The organism is Paenibacillus sp. GCM10012306, assembly GCF_042649265.1.
In the GTDB taxonomy this organism is placed as follows: Bacteria; Bacillota; Bacilli; order Paenibacillales; family Paenibacillaceae; genus Paenibacillus_AQ.
The window spans coordinates 34,446-54,484 of sequence record NZ_JBHRYW010000004.1 but is presented as its reverse complement, the minus strand read 5'-3'; the positions used below and the strand labels follow the sequence as shown (position 1 = coordinate 54,484).

The window sequence follows — 20,039 nt, the reverse complement described above, 5'->3', positions numbered from 1 at the left end:
TTTCATAGTACCACACCTGCGGAGTAAAGGCAAGCTGACCCATCCGAATATCTCCGTTTTTTCCCACAAAAGGCTGACTTCCCAATGTAAGGGCTGTCAGCCTGTCTGGTCATGACTGCTGTATCATTATATACCATTTCTGAAGGTTTTATTCCTCAGGTTTCTCCAAAAGTTTTACCGAGACCTGCTTCAGAACCCCATTTCTGTAAAAAGTGATCTGCAATTCGTCACCGATCTTGGTGTGATTATACAAATACTTCCGCAGTGAAAGGGTAGAAGTAATCGGCTCTCCGTCAAATTTTGTGATAACGTCATTGAACTGGAGGCCCGCAACCTTTGCCGGTCCAACAGCATCGAGTACAACTACACCATCTTTAACCGCCGCAGGCAGGTTCAGTTCCTTGCGTTGATCTTCAGCCAGCGGGACATATGGATTGTTCAGATCCACAGTGTAGACACCGAGATAGGATCGTGCGATTTTCCCCTTGCTGGTTAGCTCCTCCGCCGTCTCCATAACATGATTGGCCGGGATGGCAAAGCCAAGCCCTTCTACACCAGTATCCGAAATTTTCATCGTATTGATCCCGATTACCTTGCCGTTGAGATCTACCAGCGCACCACCACTATTGCCTTCATTGATAGCCGCATCGGTCTGGATGACCTCCTGCTCCCAGTCGTATACACCATCCTGGTTGAGAGAGACCGGAATCTTCCGCTCCGTGTAACTTACAATGCCAGAAGTCAGCGTGTCACCAAGACCAAGCGGATTGCCAATGGCTATGACGGTCTCTCCAAGACGCAGCTTGGAGGAATCGCCAATCTGGGCCACGGTGTTGATTCCCTTGGCGTCAATGGACAACACAGCAATATCGCTTACCTTATCTGCGCCGACCAGTTCGGCTCTGCGGGTCTCCCCAGCCACCGTAACAATCTCCAGCTTGCCTGCTCCCTGAACGACATGGTTATTGGTAATGATGTAGGCCTTATTCGTATCTTTCTTATAAATAACTCCGGAGCCCAGTGAGGACTGATCCAGAATATTCTGTTCCTTGTTATCTTCCTTGTGGTTAACGATACTTACTACGGCAGGACGGACCATCGCCGCCGCCTGAATAATACGATCATAAGGATCGCCACTGCTCGGCGTCACGTTCTCAATGACGGTTGAGCTTTTTGCTCGCTCCGGCGCCCATTGCCCGGTCACCAGGCTGAACAGCAATACTGCTACCACCGCACTGATTACGGAGCTAACTGCAGAGATCTGCCATGTTGAGAGACTACGGCGCGATCTGCTAGTACGCCACCCGCGTGAAAAGCCTTTGGATTTGTCCTGTTCTCTGCTCCGCCGTGGTACCTTCGTTGAATAAAAATCATCATCAAACAATCCCAACTGTAATCCTCTCCCCTCTATTGCTACTGCATTCATACCTGAACGCCAAGCAACACCCGAACGGCTTCGTACTCTTTCAAGACTCCAAAGAGTGCCAAAAGGTTTCACTTTATCCATTCACCCAAATAGGCGGATTCCAAGCGTAGGGGTCTCATATTCTTTCAATCAGGGAATATTTTACGACTTAAAAGACTACAATAGTAGAAAGCTCCAATTGTCACTTACGCCTAAACGCTCTGTATTGATTGTATCACAGGCGGGCACGCTTTCGCGGCTTTTCCGCCGTAATTATTCTGCACATTTTTCCCAAACCCCTATCTCATCCCCAAAGGAAGTGCAAAGAAATGGAATCCTCTTCACTAAACATGGATTTGGTGCAATTTATCGGTAAGCTTGGTGATTTGAAGGATGAGCATTACCATATGACACATGCCCTCAGTGCCGTCATCGAGCTGTTGATCGACAAGGGCCTGATCACTCGTCAGGAACTGGAACACAAGACATCCGAACTGGACCAGCTTATGGCTGGCTCACCGTATCCCATGGCGTAGGGCGGTCATAATAAGTCTCGCATAGTTTAAATTCGCTGTCTTTGTAGAAGCAACCCCGGTCCTCCATGGCGCCGCGCACAGACATCTTCGCTAGATCCATCATATTATGATCCAGGCTCAAGTGCGCCAGATAGGTGCGTTTCGTCCGCCCCGTCAGGATCTCACTCAGGGCTGCGCCCGCAGCTTCGTTGGAGAGATGGCCCATGTCGCCGAGAATACGGCGTTTGGTGTTCCAAGGGTAGCGTCCCATCCGCAGCATCTCGATATCATGGTTAGCCTCTAGCACCAGCACATCGGAATCGGCAATCGCCATCCTTACCTTATCGCTGACATACCCCAGGTCTGTAGCTACGCACAGCTTCTCTTTGCCATCATAAAAGTTGTAGCCCACCGGCTCTGCGGCATCATGGGAGATTGCGAACGACTCCACACGCAGACTGCCGAAATCCCTCTGCTGTCCGGTCTCCATAATCACGCGATGATGGTCCGGTATTTTCCCGATGCCCTTCTCGATGGCTCTCCAGGTATTGGTGTTGGCGTAGATGGGCAGCTCATATTTACGGGCCATAGCCCCGAGCCCCTTGATATGATCGGAATGCTCGTGGGTCACCAGAATCCCGTCAATATCCTGCCCGGTCAGCTCACGCATGCCCAATAGCTCGTCGATCCGCTTCGCACTAAGACCCGCATCAATCATCAGCGTTGTCTCCCCATTGCGTACCACGGTCACGTTACCTGTAGAACCACTGGACAATACTGAAAAAGATATCCCCATGTTTACTACTCCTTCTATCCTGAAATCACGATATTTCTATATTTCACTAGAGAATATCGGTCTCCCATGAAATTCAATCCTCTGATGGTGCCGCCAAGGCGGCAGAGAGGTTCTAATCTGTTGTCTTGGGACTGATGATGTCCGCGCTGATGGCGTCCACATAATAGGACTTGCCATTCTCCAGCATGAACCGCCACATCGGGGCAGCCACCTGGCTTTCGGAATTGAACAATTCCCCGTAATAGCCCAGCTGAATTTCCTTGACTGCCGTGTCCGGAGGAAAATATTTCTCAATCAGACTGCTCAGGGCGTTAGACGCCGGAAGCACCTTCTGCACATCCTCATTGCTGCCCAGCCCTATCTCGATTTTGGGACTTCGGTACGCCACAATCTTCTGGTTGTTGTAGATTAACTCCAGCCTGACCCTAAACAGCGGCCATTCCTTCTTCACCAGCGGATGCAGCACGAATTTGCCCGCTCCGCTCTCCAATGGATCGAACTGGTAATTAGAAATATCAGGTATTTCATTTTGCAGCTCACGACTAAGCTCAGAGAATGTAAAGATCAGCTTACTGTCTATCGGCCGCTTGAGCAGAACTGGCTGCTCGCTCTGCTCATCCCCGGAGTAGCGGTATGTAATGCCAGGAAGCTGCGGCGTTGCCGCCGGGATTGGGCACAGAATACGGATTCCCTTCTGCTCCATCACTTGCTGTGTAGTTTCGGAGAGGGAAGTGAAATCCAGATTGGCGCTGACCTGATCGCGTAGGTCGATCCACAGTTGATAACACAGCAGCATATTCAACAGTAAAAAAGCGTAGATCAGCACATTTTTGGCTCTTCCCCAATCCATCTCCGTTCCTCCTTCAAGTGAATAGCTTAATCCAGCGTAAACATACTGCCGTCACGCAGCGTAACCTTCCATACCGGCACCAGCTGCAGCTTCTCTCCCTTCAGCGAAGGGATATAGGCCGGTGTTAAATCCTGAATCGGCGAGGTCTTGCTGACTTGGGCCAATCGGCTAAGCAGTACTTCGCCCCCCGATAGCTCGGCCACCTTTTTCACCGCCTGATTCTCGTTCAGATACAACAGAGAGCGCTCATAAGAAGAGACAGTCCCCTTCTGCAGTTCCAAATGAATCACACCGAATTTCAGCTCCGGGCGGTTCAGGATCGGATAGGAGCCGTAAGGGTAAGAACCATAGTATTGTTGAAAAGATACCCGTCGCTCCTTGTTACCGTCCCCTATTGGCAGTTGGTCCTGCGTTTCGTCTTCCGCCGCAGCCAGCCGATAGGTTCCATTCCAGCCTCCATGCTGGTTCACGAAGTCCACAGCTTCCAGCGCATCCTTCGCAGGCGTACTCTCCCCGGCTGGCAAGGCCGCCGGATCACTGTAACTCATCCAGTTCTGCTCTTGATCCACCTGGAGACTGCGCTTACTGTCTGTATAGATCTCCGATCCGTCCTTCTCGCGAATATACCGCGTGCTGCTGGTATCGAAGAAGAGATTGCTCTGCATTTGCTCAATAGTATACAAACCAGAAGGAATTTCGACCTCTACCAGCGACAGCTTGTCTGTCGGTACATAATAATCGCCGTTCGCCGTCGTATATAGCGTCCAGTTCTTGCCGAAATCCACATGCTGCTGAACGTCCTGCACGGTCAAGTCGGCTTTAGCCGCCTCATAGACGATGTCGCCTCTCGTACTGAAGAAGATGGCATGCGCTTTGGAATCATTCTTGACATTGTAGATCCAGATTCGGTCGATGCTCTCCCCGGCGAACAAGGAATCGGGCGAGAGCTGCATCACCCGTTGCAGCAGCGTTACAGGAATCCCTGCACCGAAGGAAAGCTCAATGCCCGGGTTCTCTTTGCGGATCTTATTCCAGTCGAAGTCGTCCACCGACCGGCGCTGGAAGCTCTCGAAGGTGCGGCCCTTCAACCGATTGATGATCAAGTTGTAGAACGTGGAGCTAGGATAAAACAGCGTATGCTTGTCCTCGCCCATATGAATAATCATCTTGTCGGGATAGAGCAGGTTCTCTACCTTTTCCTCCGGTCCCATGTTGTCTGTCTTTACATACAAATTCTCCGACATCACCGCCGAGTCGCTGCCCGGCAAGCGATATATCAGATAATAGCTCTCTACGAGACTGCTGAGGACGAGCAGCGCAAGAATCCATGTCTTTACTCTCTCCTTCACGCTTCACTCCCCCTTTGCTCGTTCAGAGGCAGCGTGAAGGTCACCTTCGAGCCTTGGTCGACTTCAGATTGCAAGGAAATAGAGCCTCCGTGCGCCTTCACAATTTCCCGGGCAATGGAGAGTCCAAGACCGGTTCCCCCCATGTTGCGTGAGCGGGCCTTATCTACCCGGTAAAAGCGTTCAAAAATGCGCTCAATATCCTTCTTCGGAATCCCGATTCCGGAATCTCGCACAGAGATCGATAGCATCCCTTCTTCATTCTGCAGGGCTTCCAGCTCAATACTGCCGCCCTCGGGCGTATACTTGAGCGCATTGGACACCAGATTGCCCAGCACCTGATCAATCTGATCACGGTCCAGCCAAGCGGAAGCAGCCTCCTTGCGCACCTTCGTACGGATATTGATCCGCTTCTGCCGGATCTGGAAGGAGAAACGGTCTGCCACATCCTCCAGCATCTCGGCCACATCCGTCTGCTGTATACGCAGAAGAGCCTCCTTGGAGTCCAGCCGCGATAGATGCAGCAGATCCGTTACGAGCCGGATCATCCGCTCTGTCTCATTGCGGATGACTCCGACAAAGCGGGCAGCCAGCTGCGGATCATCCAGTGCGCCGTCATCCAGCGCCTCGGCATAGCTCTTGATCGTCGTGAGCGGCGTACGCAGCTCATGCGATACATTCGCCACGAACTCGCGGCGGGATTCCTCCAGGTTCTCCTGCTCCGTGACATCCTGGAGCACGGCGATCGTTCCTGCGATCCCGCCTTCCCGGCGGTGGATCGGCGTGAAGGTGACCCGCACAATATTAGGGTCACCACCGTCCATCGGCAACAAACGGAGCATGGCCGAATGGGCATTGTCACGCGGCAAGGCTCCGGCCTGCTCAGGGTCCAAGCCGAGTAGTTCATTCAAGGGCGCCCCCTCTGGGAGCGGCCCTTCGGCACCCAGCATCAGCGCGGCGCGGCGGTTCATCAGAATGACCACGCCTGTCTCGTCGGTTGCCACCACGCCGTCGCTCATGTTCGTCAGAATGGAGGCCAGCTTCTCCTTCTCTTCCTCATTCTGTGACAGCGCCTCATGCAATCGGCCTGTCATATAGTTGAAGGCCTGACTCAGCTGACCGATCTCGTCATTGCCAAAGACGGGCATTTTCCGGTTGAAGCGCCCTTCAGCCACTGCCGTAGCATGACGAGTCATCTCCTTGATCGGCTGTGTGAATGTGTGGGCAATGATAACGCCAAGCACCGCCGTAAGGGTCAGCGCAAGTAATAGGCCGGAGATGAATACACTGTTAATCCGGCTCATCGTGGCATAGAGATCCTTCATATCGGCAGCGATATAAATAGCGCCCACGACTTTACCGCCGGAGAGTACCGGCTTTGCAACGACCTTCTTGCGTACATTGTCATCGCCGATAATATATTCCTCATTGTCGCTAATGCCTTGAAGGGCACGGCTGACCACGGTCTGCGTATTTCGCTGACCTACATAGTCATTCTGTGAAGGGACAGACGTCGTGATAATCTTACCGTTGGCATCCAGCACCTGTATTTCGGCACCGTTAATGTAGAGATTGTTCACCATTCCGCGCAGACTCTCTACCGCTGTCTCCTCATCGATGGTACCAGCCTCACTACCGAACTTGTCTGCAGTCAGAATGGACAGCATCTCGGCTCTCGCCTTGAGATCCTTCGTAAAGTTGTCGGTCAGTGAATTTTTCATCGAGCTGACAAAATAGACGCCGATCAGTTGCATCGCAATCAAGATCAGCAGGACATAAATGATAATGAACTTGGCTTGAATCGTCCGGAAAAAGGACAGTCCCTTCATCCTAACCCTCCGTTTTTGGGGCTATGCATCAAATAACCAAGACCGCGTCGGGTAAAGATATATTCCGGTTTGCTGGGGTTCTCCTCAATCTTCTCCCGCAGACGCCGGATCGTAACATCCACGGTCCGCACATCACCGAAGTATTCAAAGCCCCAAACGGCCTGTAGCAAATGCTCCCGGGTCATGACCTTGCCAGCATGGCGGATCATATAGTAGAGCAGCTCGTACTCCCGATGCGTCAGATCGAGCGCTTCTCCATCTTTATAAACCATGTACATATCCGTATCTATAAACAAATCGAAATGGTGAATGCCCTGCTTGGCTACAGGAGGCTCGTTACTGAGCGTCTCTGCCGCACTGGGCTTGTGCTGCCGCCGCATCTGCGCCTTAACCCGGGCCAGCAGCTCACGCGTGCTGAACGGCTTGGTTACATAATCGTCGGCCCCCAGCTCCAGCCCGAGTACCTTGTCGATCTCCCCGTCCTTGGCTGTGAGCATTATGATCGGAATATCCAGATGGGCCGAGCGTACCTCCCGGCATACATCCATCCCGTCCTTGCCGGGAAGCATCAGATCCAGCAGCATAAGATCGGGCCGTTTGGACAAAGCCAACTCTACTGCGCTATTGCCATCAAAGGCACAAATGACCTCATAGCCTTCTTTTTCAAGGTTAAATTTCAAAATATCAGCAATAGGCTGCTCATCGTCCACAACCAGAATCGTTCCCATCTGCATATGCGGCTTCACCTTTCTCTCTGTACTTGCTTACATTCCTTTATTCTAACATACCTGCCGTGGCCTCACATCCTCCCAATTAAGCAGTCTGCCGAGGGAAAACAGAAGCCGCCCGAAGGAAGTCTCGGACGGCCTGTTAGAAGATATGAATTATTTTAAATACTTCATAGGATTCAATGCCGATCCGTTCTTACGGATCTCGAAATGCAGATGCGTACCTGTGGAACGTCCCGTGCTGCCCATGACGCCAATCGTCGCGCCCTGCTCCAGACGCTGTCCCCGGGATACAGCAATACTGCTGAGGTGGCCATAATAAGTCTCATAGCCATTGTTGTGATTAATAATCACTACATTGCCATAGCCGCTCTGCACACCCGCAAAGGACACCGTGCCGGCATCCGAGGCCTTGATCTTCCGATTACCGGACACCAGATCTACACCCTTATGGGCACGGCCCCACCGTTCACCAAAGCTGCTGGAGATCGTAGCCCCGCTAACCGGCCATGCAAACATACCCGATGATTGCATGGCCGCTTTGATGCCAGAGGCTTGCACGGCCGCTTTGGTGCCAGATGCTTGCTTGGCCACTTTGGTGCCCCGGTATACAACCTCCGGGAGTGAGTCCTTCAGCACCGTCTGGCCCAGCCATTCCTCCTGCACCACGACTCCGTTCTCCTTAGTCAACCGGTACTCCATCTCTTTAAGTCCGGTTTGTCCGGGACGAACCACCTTGCTCTTCCCGGCTTCCAACAGATCGCTTGTACGCACGATCACTTCCGGTTCCGTAACAATCTGCTCGGACACCTTCTCTACCGTTACAACGGTAAGCTCCGGCTGGGGTACCGTGAGCTGCAGCTCATCCCCGATCTGTAGTGTCAATTCCTTGACCCCAGGATTGTTACGGAAAATATCAGCCTGTGTGATTCCAAACCGCTTGGCGATAGCCGAAATGGTGTCACCTTCCTGAACCTCATAAATCAGCGGAGCATCCTTGCCTTCCGTCAGCACCTTGATCGCTTCTTCCACGCCCAGCACCTTGTTCGGGTCTGCTTTGGCTGGTTCAATCGTCACTTGTTCACGAATCTTCGCCGATCCCACCAGCTCCGGTGAGGCTTTAGACCCAGAGGCCACCGCTTTCCCGCTCGCCGCCGTCCGCTTCAGCTGAGCGCCTTGTGATGCTCCCGTTTCTGGTACATAATGCTGCTTCACACCTTGCAACACGGCATTAGCCGTTTCCTGATCCTTAACGATGCCGACGGCTTTACCGTTCACCATCAGCTGTACACCTACCGCGTAGGCTTTGAGCATGCCATCCAATTTCTTTAGAGTGGCTTCGCTTTCAACCTTAGGCTTGTAAGCCTGATCAGGCTTCGTCGTAATCCCGTCCGTCTGTACAACCATCAGCGCTCCTGGGTACTTAGTCTGATACTCCAGTCTCTTCTTCTCGAATAGGGCGGACAGCTCACCGGTGTCACCGATTGTACCGATCTCCTTGTCACGCAGCATTACCCGGTAAAAGGACTCCGTGTTAGCAGCAACGTACTTCTTCTCTGCATTGATGGCAAAGATGGTGAGCAGCGCCACCCCAGCTAAAGCCAGTGCCCAGTAACGCCACCGTCTTCGGGGCTTTCTTTCTTCATGAACATCCTTCACACCGGACTCCGCAGGCATCTCCGCGCTGTTCTGCAGCTTCCCCACCCGGCGTATTAACTTGAATCCTTTCATGAAACTCTCCCTTTCAGCTTGCATCTCCATGCCGCAGGTCAGCGACCAAGCTTAAAATTGCGATCCCATGTGTATCCTCTGCTGTATAAATTGCTGCTTCTATGCTGCATCGATTTGTATGGTTCTCTCTAGTCTGTAGCTACGAAAAAAGGTTACAAAATATTAACCTTATTCAATCCTTGTCTACTTTAACATAGCCAGCCGAGGATTTTCAACTTTACTGACATGGAAAAACCCGCTGAAAACGCGGGTTTTTTCCAGTAGTATAGGCTTTACAGGGTAATTTCGTGTCCAAATAATGACAGATTTCAGTGCAGCGAAGTTTCCGGCACCGTAGGAGTAAGCATTTTCATCAACTCATTATATTCCTTGGGGTCCACATACTTGGCGATAACCGCCTGAATTTCCTTGACCTCCGCCTCCGTCAGTCCGTCCTCCATCATAACGGAGATCTTCTGCATTTCCTCCTGTGGCAGCTTGTTCATCAGGATATTGAAAATGTTAACCTTCTCTGCAGACGGCAAATTGTCCTTCAGATCACGCATAGCCTCCGGGGTCATCACCAATTGCTGGTCCAGGGCACTTCCCCCTTGGTTCTGGGCATCTGCGGACTCGCCAGCAATCTGCCCCATGACAGGGAGCGCATCCTCTGGTACCTTCTCCTCCGTGGGCTTGTCGCCACTGGCCGGGGAACTTGATGGTTTTGGCGTATCCTTGTTGCTACCACTCTTGCCCTTATCCTGTGTCGCTTTACCCTTGTCCCCGTTCACAGCTTCTGCCACAGCAGGCTTTTCCTTCGTCCCCATCAGGCTCCGCATCATCCCGACAATGCCAGGTGCAGGCTTTTCCAGCTTGATGTCAAAGCTCGCCAGCACCGATTGAATGTAGGCATTCACCACAACCCCCGTCGTCAGGATTGAAAGGGTGCTTGCCAGCACGACAATCATGCATACGGCTAGCGTACGTTTTACCAGTCTCATATTTACCACTCCCTTAGTGTCTGTTCAACGCTGATCCCTAAGGATCATGCCGCTTCTACATCCATCTCTCCAGTATTGACGGGAACAGGCCTCGGGAAACCTTGAGGTAGCTATGAAATCAGGAAAAAGACAACAAAAAAAGAAGCCTCTAAAGAGGCCCCTTTGACATTAGATATAGATTGGCAATACTTGATTTGTCTGTTCACGGTTGCGTCCTACGGAGAAGATCGCAATCGGAATACCTGTCAGCTCCGATACACGCTCAACATATTTGCGAGTGTTCTCAGGAAGATCAGCCAGCGTCTTCGCACCTGTAATATCCTCGCTCCAGCCTGGCAGCTCTTCATACACTGCTTCGCATTCAGCCAGCATCTTCAGGCTTGCAGGGTAGTGTGTGATGATCTCGCCACGGTATTTGTAGCCTGTGCAGATTTTAACCGTCTCAAGACCGCTCAGAACGTCCAAGGAGTTCAAAGACAAGCCGGTAATTCCGCTAACCCGACGAGCATGACGTACCACGACGCTGTCGAACCAACCTACACGGCGAGGACGACCTGTAACAGTACCGTACTCATGTCCGGTCTCGCGGATCGTATCACCGATAGCATCGTTCAGTTCAGTTGGGAACGGGCCGTCTCCAACACGGGTAGTGTAAGATTTGGCTACCCCAATAACTTGTTGAATCTTCGATGGACCCACGCCGGAGCCAATGCACACGCCACCTGCGGATGGGTTAGAGGAAGTTACGAACGGATACGTACCTTGGTCGATATCCAACATAACCCCTTGTGCGCCTTCGAACAGCACTTTGGAGTCGTTATCGATGGCATCATTCAAGACAACCGAGGTGTCTGTCACATACTTGCGCAGCACTTCAGCATAGCCGAGGTATTGGGTCAGAATTTCCTCAACGTCCAGTGCTTCCGCCCCATAGACTTGAGTAATGATCTGATTCTTCTCTGTCACCAGATGGCGCAGGCGTAATTCGAACTCTTCAGCATCCATCAGATCTGCAATCCGGATACCGTTACGGGCAGCTTTATCCATGTAGCAAGGGCCGATCCCTTTGCGGGTAGTTCCGATTTTGTTCGGGCCTTTACGGTCCTCTTCCAGTGCGTCAAGCAACATATGATATGGCATGATTACGTGAGCACGATCGCTAATAACCAGATTCTCTGTGTCAAAGCCGTTCTCATGAATATAATTAATTTCCTCGATCAGCGCTGCCGGGTTGATAACCATCCCGTTGCCGATCACGCAAGTCTTCTCTTTATAAAATACACCTGATGGAATAAGGCTCAACTTGAACTTCTTACCGTCAATCAGAATCGTGTGACCGGCATTGTTGCCCCCCTGATACCGGGCGACCACATCTGCGCTCTCCGCCAGAAAGTCAGTGATTTTCCCTTTACCTTCGTCTCCCCATTGTGTTCCCACGACGACTACTGTTGACATGTTCATTCCTCCGTAGGTGCTCACAAACAGCACCATTATTTTTCATAATATGGGCCCTTAACAATGATATTATGTACGCAGCCCTTGCGGGTGCTTCAGCGGTTTTTCCCGTTAAAGCACAATAATCAGTGTACCAGTCGTCATTTTTAAAGTCAAATAAAAACGAACGATTATACATCGAAATGTACAATCGTTCGGGTATTGTCAGAATTAGGTTTAACCTGCAAATGGTTCTGCATGAGCTCGCTCATAGTTGACGAACTTGTTGAAATTCTTAAGGAATACCAGCTCTACCGTACCCACTGGTCCGTTACGCTGCTTGGCAATGATAATCTCGATAATGTTCTTCTTCTCGGTCTCCTGGTTGTAATAATCGTCACGATACAGGAAGGCAACGATATCGGCATCCTGCTCGATAGAACCCGATTCCCGCAAGTCACTCATCATCGGTCGTTTATCCTGGCGCTGTTCCACACCACGACTGAGCTGTGACAGTGCAATAACCGGCACATCCAGCTCACGGGCAATCATCTTCAGGGTCCGGGAGATTTCCGAGACTTCCTGCTGACGGTTCTCGCCGGCCTTGCCGCGCCCTTGAATCAGCTGTAGATAATCGATCAGGATCATGCCAAGTCCTTTTTCCTTTTTCAACCGACGGCATTTGGAACGAATATCCGTGACTGTAATCCCCGCCGTGTCATCAATATAGATCTCAGCCTCTGACAAGGACTGAATTCCCATTGTCAGCTTGGACCAATCATCGTCGCTTTTGAAGTCACCAGTACGCATAAGGTTGGCATCCAGGTTCGCCTCGGCACAAATCATCCGCTGTACGAGTTGGGCTGCACCCATCTCCAGACTGAAAATAGCAACGGTCTCTTTGGCACGAACCGCGACGTTCTGGGCGATGTTGAGCGCAAAGGCCGTCTTCCCTACGGAAGGACGTGCCGCTACGATGATAAGGTCATTCCGCTGGAAGCCGTTCGTCATCTTGTCCAGATCGGCGAACCCGGAAGGGATTCCTGAGGTGTTACCCTTATTCTGATGGAGCACCTCAACCCGCTCGAAGACTTCCATCAGGACATCGCGGATGGCGACGAACCCGCTGCCGCTGCGGCGGTTGGAGATTTCCAGAATCCTCCGCTCGGCATCGCTCAGCATATCACCGACATTTTCGCCGCCCGTATACCCCTCGCTCACAATTTGCGTCGCTGTACGAATCAACCGTCGCAGCATCGCCTTCTCTTCGATAATCTGTGCGTAATAATCCACGTTGGCCGCAGTCGGCACCGCATGTGCCAGCTTAGCCAAGTAGCTGACACCTCCGATATCCTCAAGCTCGCCCTTATCCTGCAGCTTGGCGGTCAGCGTAACAAGGTCAATCGGCTGGCTCTCTTCTCCGAGCTGCACCATCGCTTCAAAGATCATCTGATGCGGTTTATCGTAGAAGTCTTCGGTGTTCACCCGCTCCATTGCGGTAATTAACGCCTCGTCCTGGAGTAGAATCGCGCCGATGACAGCCTGCTCTGCCTCCAGATTCTGCGGGGGAATCCGATCGAAAAAGAGATCTCCGCCCATCTTACTCCTCCGTTACCTGAACCTTAAGCGTAGCTTTTACTTCCGTATGCAGCTTCACACTTACCTGGGTTACGCCCAGATGACGAATAGGTTCGTTCAACTCAATTTTGCGTTTATCCACGGTGATGCCGTTTGCGGAAGCCAAGGCTTCTGCAATCTGTTTGCTGGTAATAGCACCGAACAAGCGGCCACCTTCGCCAGCTTTGGCCTTCATAGTCAGCGTCAGCTCGTCCAGCTTCTTGCCAAGGTTCTGAGCTTCTTCCTTCTCGTTATCCTTGCGGCGCTGTTCAGCAGCAGCCTGATTCTCCAGCACCTTCACATTGCCCTCCGTAGCTGGGCGAACCAGACCGCGTGGCAATAGGAAGTTAGTAGCGTAGCCTTCAGATACCTCTTTAACCTGACCTTTTTTACCTTGTCCCTTAACATCTTTTAAGAAAATGACCTTCATTCGAACAGACCCTCTTTCGCTTCAATTTCTGCCAGCACCTTAAGCAGTCTGGCCTCTGCTTCCTTGCAGTTCCCTTCCAATTGGACGGCGGCATTCGATAAATGCCCGCCTCCGCCCAGCTTCTCCATTACGACCTGCACATTCATCCGCCCAAGTGAACGGGCGCTGATACCGATCAGGCCGTCAGGCCGCTCGCTGATGACGAAGGACGCTACCACATTGGTCATGCCCAGCAGCGTATCCGCCGTCTGTGCAATTAGAAGCTGGGGAATCTTCATCCCCGGCTGAGTCACTACCAGCGCAATATGGTCGTAGACCATCCGCGCATGCTTGATAATCTCCGCCTTAGAGATGTATTCTTCCAGATCCTCTTTCAGCATTCGCTGGATAAGGATCGTATCCGCGCCGATCCGGCGCAGAAACCCTGCGGCTTCGAAGGTGCGCGATCCGGTATGGAGCGCAAAATGCTTGGTGTCCACCGTGATTCCCGCCAGCAGCATCGTCGCTTCCAGCGGGCTTAGCTGAACCTTGTCATGGATGTATTGCAATAGCTCCGTGACAAGCTCGCAGGTGGAGGAAGCATATGGCTCCAGGTACACGAGCACAGCTTCGTTGATGAATTCCTCGCCCCGCCTGTGGTGATCGACAACCACAATCCGGCTGGCGTGTTGCACAAGCCGTGGTTCCATCGTCATCGATGCCTTGTGGGTATCCACCACAATCAGCAGGGTATGCTCCGTCATGATCTGCAAAGCTTGCTCCGTGGAGATGAAAGACTTGTGCAGCTCCTCATCCTTGCGGATCTGTTCCAACATACGCGTGATGGACGGGTTAGGCCCTTCCAGCACAATGTTGGCCTCCACGTTGTACATCTGCGCGGCCTTGAGCAGGCCAATCGATGCCCCGACGGCATCGATGTCTGGCGTCCGGTGCCCCATAATCAGCACCCGGTCGCTCTCCTGCATCAAATCACGCAGTGCGTGGGCGATAACCCGCGCACGCACCCGAGTCCGCTTCTCTGCGGCGTTGCTCTTGCCGCCGTAGAAGGACAGCCGCTGGCCGGACTTGACGGCCGCCTGATCGCCGCCCCGCCCCAGCGCCATGTCCAGGCTGGACTGGGCCAGCGCCCCAAGCTCGCTCGCAGAGTCTGCCCCGAAGGCCAGCCCGATGCTCAGCGTCATCGGCACCTTCAGATCAGCGGTCATCTCCCGCACTTCGTCGAGAATGACGAACCTGCTCTCCTCCAGTGCCTGCAGGCTGCGGTGATTCAGCAGCATGAGGTACCGCTCTGATGAAAGCCTCCGCAGGTATACCTCATACTCCTTGCTCCACTCAGTAATCTCGCTCGTTACCTTGGCAATCAGTGAGGTCCGCTGCTGGTCATCCATCCCCTGCGCCGACTCGTCCAGATTGTCCATCATTACTATACCTAGGGCAAGCTTCTCGCCCTCATAACGTTCACGCAGAACAACAAGCTCGGTAATCTCATATAGATAGAGCAGGCGCTCACTTGGGATTATCACCACCTGGTAATACCGCTCATCCACGGTAATCTCCACACGGTGGTCCTTTACCGCCCCGTCTTTGACAACTTCACGCTTCCCCTGTGCGCTTCCTGCGAGGGAAGGCATCAGATCGGGAAGGAGTTCCTGAAGCGACTCCCCAACCAGTGACTTACGGGCAAAGATATCGCCCGCATTCCGGTTGTGCCATTCTACCGTGCGGTCCTCGCTATAGAGGATAATCCCGAGCGGCAGCATACTGACCGCTTCCCCTTCTATCCGCTTGATGCGAAACGACAGACCGTTGATATACTCCACCAGATTCCGGCGGAATGAGATCTCCGCCTTCAGCATCGTGAAGCACAAGGTGCCTGCCAGAAACAGGCTGACGATCCCCAGAGCCCAGTTATAGATGCTCACGATTATGATAAGAACCAGCAGCAGCATGAACGCCCAGACGGTATGATAGCCGTGCCAGCGTCGTTGCAGAAATTTAGGCATGACCTCTCACCCTATCGTTTCGATTTCGTCACAAGCTCGCGCAGCGGGAACACCAGATCAATGATACCGATGATCCGTAGCGGCGGAAGCAAGATAACAGGAACCGCCAGCAAAATTGGCATCACTTTATTCCATTTCCGTTCATGCGCCAGAAAGAAGAAGAATCCGATGGCCTGAATCATAAAGCCGATTCGCAAAAGTGGCAGCAGATTGGCGGCGATCATGAGCATATAGTTGTTTTTTGAACCCGAGAACATCAGTTGAATCACAATTCCAATCAGATAGTACCAGATAAAAGATCTCGGCAGTCTCCATTCCCGTGCAGGCTTGAGCTTCGGAACCGCATAATCCATGCTGTTCAGGATAGGACGGACAATGGAGTGGGTAATAACAGCAATCATGAAGGAGCTGACAATAAGTGTCATCGGAATCATCTGGATCGTCATATGACTGATCATCCGCACATCTTCAGACGAAAAGCTCAGATCGTTCAGAAGTGGATTGGTCGTGCCGAGCTGCGACATTGGTGAAGTCACCATTTCCAGCACATCATTCACATAGCCAGTCAGGTCAAAATGGAACAGCGTTGTTCCCAGAAGGAGCATAAGCAAGAACTCACCAAGAATGGTGACTGTCCCTGCCAGCAGGGTGGACATTGCCGAAGCACGCCTTTTGTACCATCTGCCCATCACCAGAGCGGGAATCAAGAAATAGAGCGCAATCAATAAATATACCGGGGTAATTAAAGCAATAATCAGCAGAACCGGCACTACATGCAGAATAAACTGCTTGGTACTGAGGCTGGTGAACAGCACTACAGCCGGAACAATCATAAATAATGTGGTGATAATGAGCAGCGGGGTCGATAGAGATAGCAGCAGGAGCAAATAAGCAATACTCCACGCCACCGATGTCCAACGAAATTTCAAAAGTATTCACCTCTTACGCATATGGTCTTCTAATGCGGATATATCCTGGTACCAGTCTTCCAGTTGATGACCTTCCTGGCGGTGTTTCCTTAGCTTCTCCAGCAGCAGATCATCCATTTCACGATAAGAAATGCCGAGTCTGCGCCCAAGAATGTAAGAACTCATAAGCAAGCTTGCCAGACTGTCACCTACACGGGTCGTACTACCCTCCCATAAGGCTTTAAATAACCGCGAGACTTGATCAATTACTTCGGTTTTCAGCCATTCAATCACCTTGGCGCGTTTGGCTACATCCAGATCCTTCGGCACATTGGGCACGTCTCTCTACCTCCGGCTAAAAGCTTTATTCTCCATTATAGCATAAAAAAATCGCGGTCACACAAACCCTCCGGCGGCAGCGGCACTTCCAAAAAAGGCCCGCATTCCGCTGGTGCCGGAAATACAGGCCTTGGTTTCGCTCTCTCGGCTGACTAAGATAAGCTAGTTATAACGATTCCTGTGACTGCCGCGAGACAAACTTCTCACAGTATTCTATGATCTGGCTGCGGCGGACAATGCCAATGAACCGGTTCATATCATCGACGACTGGCACAAAATTCTGGATCTTGGCCAAGTTGATCAGGTCCTCCATATCCGCTTCAATGGATACAGGCTTATTGTTCATTCTGAGTGGTACATCCTTAAGCTGATATTTGGAGGCGTTCTCGAATGTTACCTTGCCTTCCGAATCCTTAAGATACCAGAGCAGATCACCTTCTGTGACCGTTCCAGCGTATTCTCCGTTCCTGTTCAGTATGGGGATGGCTGTATAACGGTGATGCTCCATCCTCTCCAGCGTTTGCCGCAGTGTAGAGTCCAGCGTAACACAAGCCACCTCCTGCTTCGGGAGCAGAAAAAATGCAATGTTCATGTCTTGATCCTCCTCAAAGATTTCCGAAGGAATAACGTGCCTAACCTTCCCCTTGTCATAGGGCCACCGTAATTATACGCAGAAACTCATGAATAGTTCCAGCTCATTATACCATGAAGACAGCAAGCAGCAGCCACTAACATTATGAATGGCTGCTGCTTTTTTCAACTTATGGTATGAATTTATTAGAATTATTCTGCTGTTGGTGTAGACTTCGGCTCCAGCGCGTTTCCAGCCTTACCCGGCTGAATCAGCTGATCTGCTGGCGTACCCGCATTGATCCAGTTATCGATCATCAGCTTAGCTTGATCCAAATCCTTTTGGTCTACAATGTCATAAGAAATACCGTCTATACGCTTACTTTCACCCATGACCGTGAAGCTGGAGATATCCATTTCCTTGCCACCCATGAACTTCTTGGCCAAACCAAGAATCATGGAAGGCTCGATATCCGTCTTGAAGTTGTCACCCATAATATCGAGCAACTCCGGAATGTTGCCGATCTGGCTGATCGACAGCATCTTATTCGCGACCACATCGATGAACACTTGCTGGCGTTTAGTCCGGTTAAAGTCGCTATCTTCACGGTAGCGGGTATAGTTCAGTGCCTCTTCACCGTTGTAATTCGACTTGCCACCCTTGATCGTGAATTTCTCATGGTCCTTGCCTTTGTTAACTATATCTTTCTTGATGGGCAGCGGCACCCCGCCGATAGCATCAACAGCGTCCTTCAGCCCCTGGAAATTAATCGTGGCATAATATTGGATATCATGTCCCAGCAAGGCCTCCAGCGTATCCTTGGCCATTTGTTGGCCACCAAAAGCAAAGGCATGGTTGATCTTGTCTTTCTTATTGCGGTTATGCCCGATGATCTCCGTATATGTGTCACGCGGAATCGAGACCAGCAGGATCTTGTAATCCTCCGGGCGAACCACCGCGTAGATCATGCTGTCCGACCGTGCGGTCTCATTACCGCGCTGGTCTGTTCCCAGCAGCATAAGGGAGAACGGATCATTTTTATACACGATAGGCTCCGGCTTGGGCTTGTCGTCATTCACCAAAGGCTGATAGGATTTCTCTACCAGCTTGCTCTCCACTTGATCGGAGAGGAACAAATCGAACGCAAGCACCATTAAAGGTTTACGGAACAGGAAGCCCCCGGTCACGAGAACCACAAGTACAATTAACGCGATATATCGTTTTTTCAACTTTTTCATGATTTGACCTTCTTTATTGTGGAATAAAAGAATAACGAATAACAATATATGGGCAATGGCCGCCTTTGCATCTAACACAGGCGCCCATGATAGGACTTCTCCGGCTGTAATGATAGTTGTCCCTATTCGGTTGCCTTATTGTTCCCCCTTTCCGGAAATAGGGTCATACCAATTATTAAATAAACGTTAGGAATTTCATTGGACTTCAAGCTTGGCCGGAAATGTAAATTGCTCTCCTTCGAGTCTGCCTGTAGAACAATATTTCTATTGTAATCACTATGCGCCCAAAAAGAAACAACAAAAAACGGCAGTATTAGTGGTAAAGCACCATACCGATGATGTAAATCGGCATGATGCTTTATCTCCAGCTCAGTAAGGAAAAGGTCGCATGCAGGATATGCTTCACTCTCTCCCCGGTCGGCAAACTTTTGTAAAATCCATGGTTAAACAGCCTCGTTGCGGCTTCAAAACGACTCTGACTGGTCTCCGCCCCCAGCACAACGGCAATCAGCCGGTGCCCGTCACGCTGAGCCGTTCCTGCGATGCAGTAGCCGGATCGGATATCATATCCGGTCTTCAAACCATCCGTTCCGGCATAGGCAAACGCTCCGCCCATGGCAGGCAGCATCAGGTTGGTATTGCTGGCATACAGCCCCTTGGCCTTCAGCTGCATCTGTGTCCGGCTGCTGGCATTCAGCACCTCGGGATGGCTGCGGATCAGAGCTGCCGCTAGCCTTGCCGTGTCCTTGGCTGTCATCAAGGTCTCGCCGCTAACATATCCCGGCGGACGGCTCGGTCCTAGTTCACTCGATGCCAGCCCGGAGGCATTGGTGAAAATCGTACCTGGCGACAACCCCAGGCTACGGGCCTTCTCATTCATCAGCCCCACGAACGCGTTCTCCGAACCAGCCGTATATTCAGCCAAAGCTACAGCAGCATCATTCGCAGAATACACTGTGATCCCTTCGAACAGCTCTCTTACCGTATAAGTTTCCCCCCGTTTGAGGGATAGTGTTGCGCCCCCTAGAGATCCCGCATAGGGGCTAACCGTTATCTTGTCGTCCCAGTGGATGGCTCCTGAGGAGATGCGATCCAGCACAATCATCTCTGTCATTAGCTTCGTCACACTCGCTGTGGGCATCGCCTTGTCACCGTTCGATTCCATCCATATGCTGTCGCTCTCCATATCCAGCAGTACAGCCGCGCTGGCGTCAATGCGCGGCCTGAACCCCAGACCTTCCGGTCGGCTCACTACAAGTATGGCAACGATTAGCAGGGCTACTAAGGCCCATATTATGCTCCGTCTCTTCATCGTCGTC

Annotated in this window: 18 protein-coding genes; 1 reads left to right on the top strand and 17 read right to left on the bottom strand. The window is 51.6% G+C overall.

What is annotated here, in order from left to right; translation table 11 throughout:
• Window positions 1–148: 148 nt before the first annotated feature.
• Window positions 149–1,390 carry a S1C family serine protease gene (locus ACFORK_RS11130; protein ID WP_379199341.1) on the bottom strand — a complete coding sequence of 414 codons (1,242 nt, stop codon included), beginning with the start codon at window positions 1,388–1,390 and terminating at the stop codon, window positions 149–151.
• A 344-nt stretch (window positions 1,391–1,734) separates the two neighbouring features.
• On the opposite strand from ACFORK_RS11130, the gene ACFORK_RS11125 reads away from it, so the two are divergent.
• A complete protein-coding gene (locus ACFORK_RS11125) occupies window positions 1,735–1,941 on the top strand; it encodes a hypothetical protein (RefSeq protein ID WP_379198716.1) in 207 nt (68 codons plus the stop codon).
• Here the strand turns inward: ACFORK_RS11125 and ACFORK_RS11120 are convergent.
• The 16 genes from ACFORK_RS11120 to ACFORK_RS11045 form a co-directional block, all read right to left on the bottom strand.
• Window positions 1,910–2,716, bottom strand: a complete 807-nt coding sequence (locus ACFORK_RS11120; protein ID WP_379198714.1) for an MBL fold metallo-hydrolase — start codon at window positions 2,714–2,716, stop codon at window positions 1,910–1,912. The genes ACFORK_RS11125 and ACFORK_RS11120 overlap by 32 nt on opposite strands.
• A 112-nt stretch (window positions 2,717–2,828) precedes the next feature.
• A complete protein-coding gene (gene yycI / locus ACFORK_RS11115; RefSeq protein ID WP_379198712.1) occupies window positions 2,829–3,566 on the bottom strand; it encodes a two-component system regulatory protein YycI in 738 nt (245 codons plus the stop codon).
• Window positions 3,567–3,592: 26 nt separating this feature from the next.
• On the bottom strand, window positions 3,593–4,915 hold the full coding sequence (locus ACFORK_RS11110) for a YycH family regulatory protein (RefSeq protein ID WP_379198710.1): 1,323 nt from the start codon (window positions 4,913–4,915) through the stop codon (window positions 3,593–3,595).
• Window positions 4,912–6,741 (bottom strand): cell wall metabolism sensor histidine kinase WalK, encoded by a 1,830-nt coding sequence (gene walK, locus ACFORK_RS11105; protein WP_379198708.1) that lies wholly within the window; start codon window positions 6,739–6,741, stop codon window positions 4,912–4,914. The genes ACFORK_RS11110 and walK overlap by 4 nt, the downstream gene beginning before the upstream one ends.
• The gene (gene yycF, locus ACFORK_RS11100) at window positions 6,738–7,475 is read right to left on the bottom strand and encodes a response regulator YycF (RefSeq protein WP_379198706.1); all 738 of its coding nucleotides are present in this window, start codon (window positions 7,473–7,475) and stop codon (window positions 6,738–6,740) included. Before yycF ends, walK begins: the two co-directional genes overlap by 4 nt.
• Before the next feature lie 150 nt (window positions 7,476–7,625).
• Window positions 7,626–9,200 (bottom strand): peptidoglycan DD-metalloendopeptidase family protein, encoded by a 1,575-nt coding sequence (locus tag ACFORK_RS11095; protein ID WP_379198704.1) that lies wholly within the window; start codon window positions 9,198–9,200, stop codon window positions 7,626–7,628.
• A 308-nt stretch (window positions 9,201–9,508) separates the two neighbouring features.
• Window positions 9,509–10,180 carry a hypothetical protein gene (locus tag ACFORK_RS11090; RefSeq protein WP_379198702.1) on the bottom strand — a complete coding sequence of 224 codons (672 nt, stop codon included), beginning with the start codon at window positions 10,178–10,180 and terminating at the stop codon, window positions 9,509–9,511.
• Window positions 10,181–10,348: 168 nt separating this feature from the next.
• Entirely contained in the window at window positions 10,349–11,635 is a 1,287-nt protein-coding gene (locus ACFORK_RS11085; RefSeq protein WP_379198700.1) for an adenylosuccinate synthase, read from the bottom strand.
• Window positions 11,636–11,851: 216 nt separating this feature from the next.
• Entirely contained in the window at window positions 11,852–13,213 is a 1,362-nt protein-coding gene (gene dnaB, locus ACFORK_RS11080) for a replicative DNA helicase (protein WP_379198698.1), read from the bottom strand.
• Window position 13,214: 1 nt separating this feature from the next.
• Window positions 13,215–13,661, bottom strand: a complete 447-nt coding sequence (gene rplI / locus ACFORK_RS11075) for a 50S ribosomal protein L9 (RefSeq protein ID WP_379198696.1) — start codon at window positions 13,659–13,661, stop codon at window positions 13,215–13,217.
• On the bottom strand, window positions 13,658–15,664 hold the full coding sequence (locus ACFORK_RS11070; protein ID WP_379198694.1) for a DHH family phosphoesterase: 2,007 nt from the start codon (window positions 15,662–15,664) through the stop codon (window positions 13,658–13,660). Before ACFORK_RS11070 ends, rplI begins: the two co-directional genes overlap by 4 nt.
• Window positions 15,665–15,675: 11 nt before the next feature.
• Window positions 15,676–16,593 (bottom strand): DUF2232 domain-containing protein, encoded by a 918-nt coding sequence (locus ACFORK_RS11065; protein WP_379198692.1) that lies wholly within the window; start codon window positions 16,591–16,593, stop codon window positions 15,676–15,678.
• A gap of 6 nt (window positions 16,594–16,599) precedes the next feature.
• Complete coding sequence (locus ACFORK_RS11060) at window positions 16,600–16,902, bottom strand: MazG-like family protein (RefSeq protein ID WP_379199339.1); 303 nt, start codon at window positions 16,900–16,902, stop codon at window positions 16,600–16,602.
• A 175-nt stretch (window positions 16,903–17,077) separates the two neighbouring features.
• On the bottom strand, window positions 17,078–17,503 hold the full coding sequence (locus ACFORK_RS11055; protein WP_379198690.1) for a CBS domain-containing protein: 426 nt from the start codon (window positions 17,501–17,503) through the stop codon (window positions 17,078–17,080).
• A gap of 191 nt (window positions 17,504–17,694) precedes the next feature.
• Window positions 17,695–18,720: an LCP family protein gene (locus ACFORK_RS11050; RefSeq protein WP_379198688.1), complete on the bottom strand. Its 1,026-nt coding sequence runs from the start codon at window positions 18,718–18,720 to the stop codon at window positions 17,695–17,697.
• Between the two features lie 358 nt (window positions 18,721–19,078).
• A complete protein-coding gene (locus ACFORK_RS11045) occupies window positions 19,079–20,032 on the bottom strand; it encodes a D-alanyl-D-alanine carboxypeptidase family protein (protein WP_379198686.1) in 954 nt (317 codons plus the stop codon).
• Window positions 20,033–20,039 lie beyond the last annotated feature (7 nt).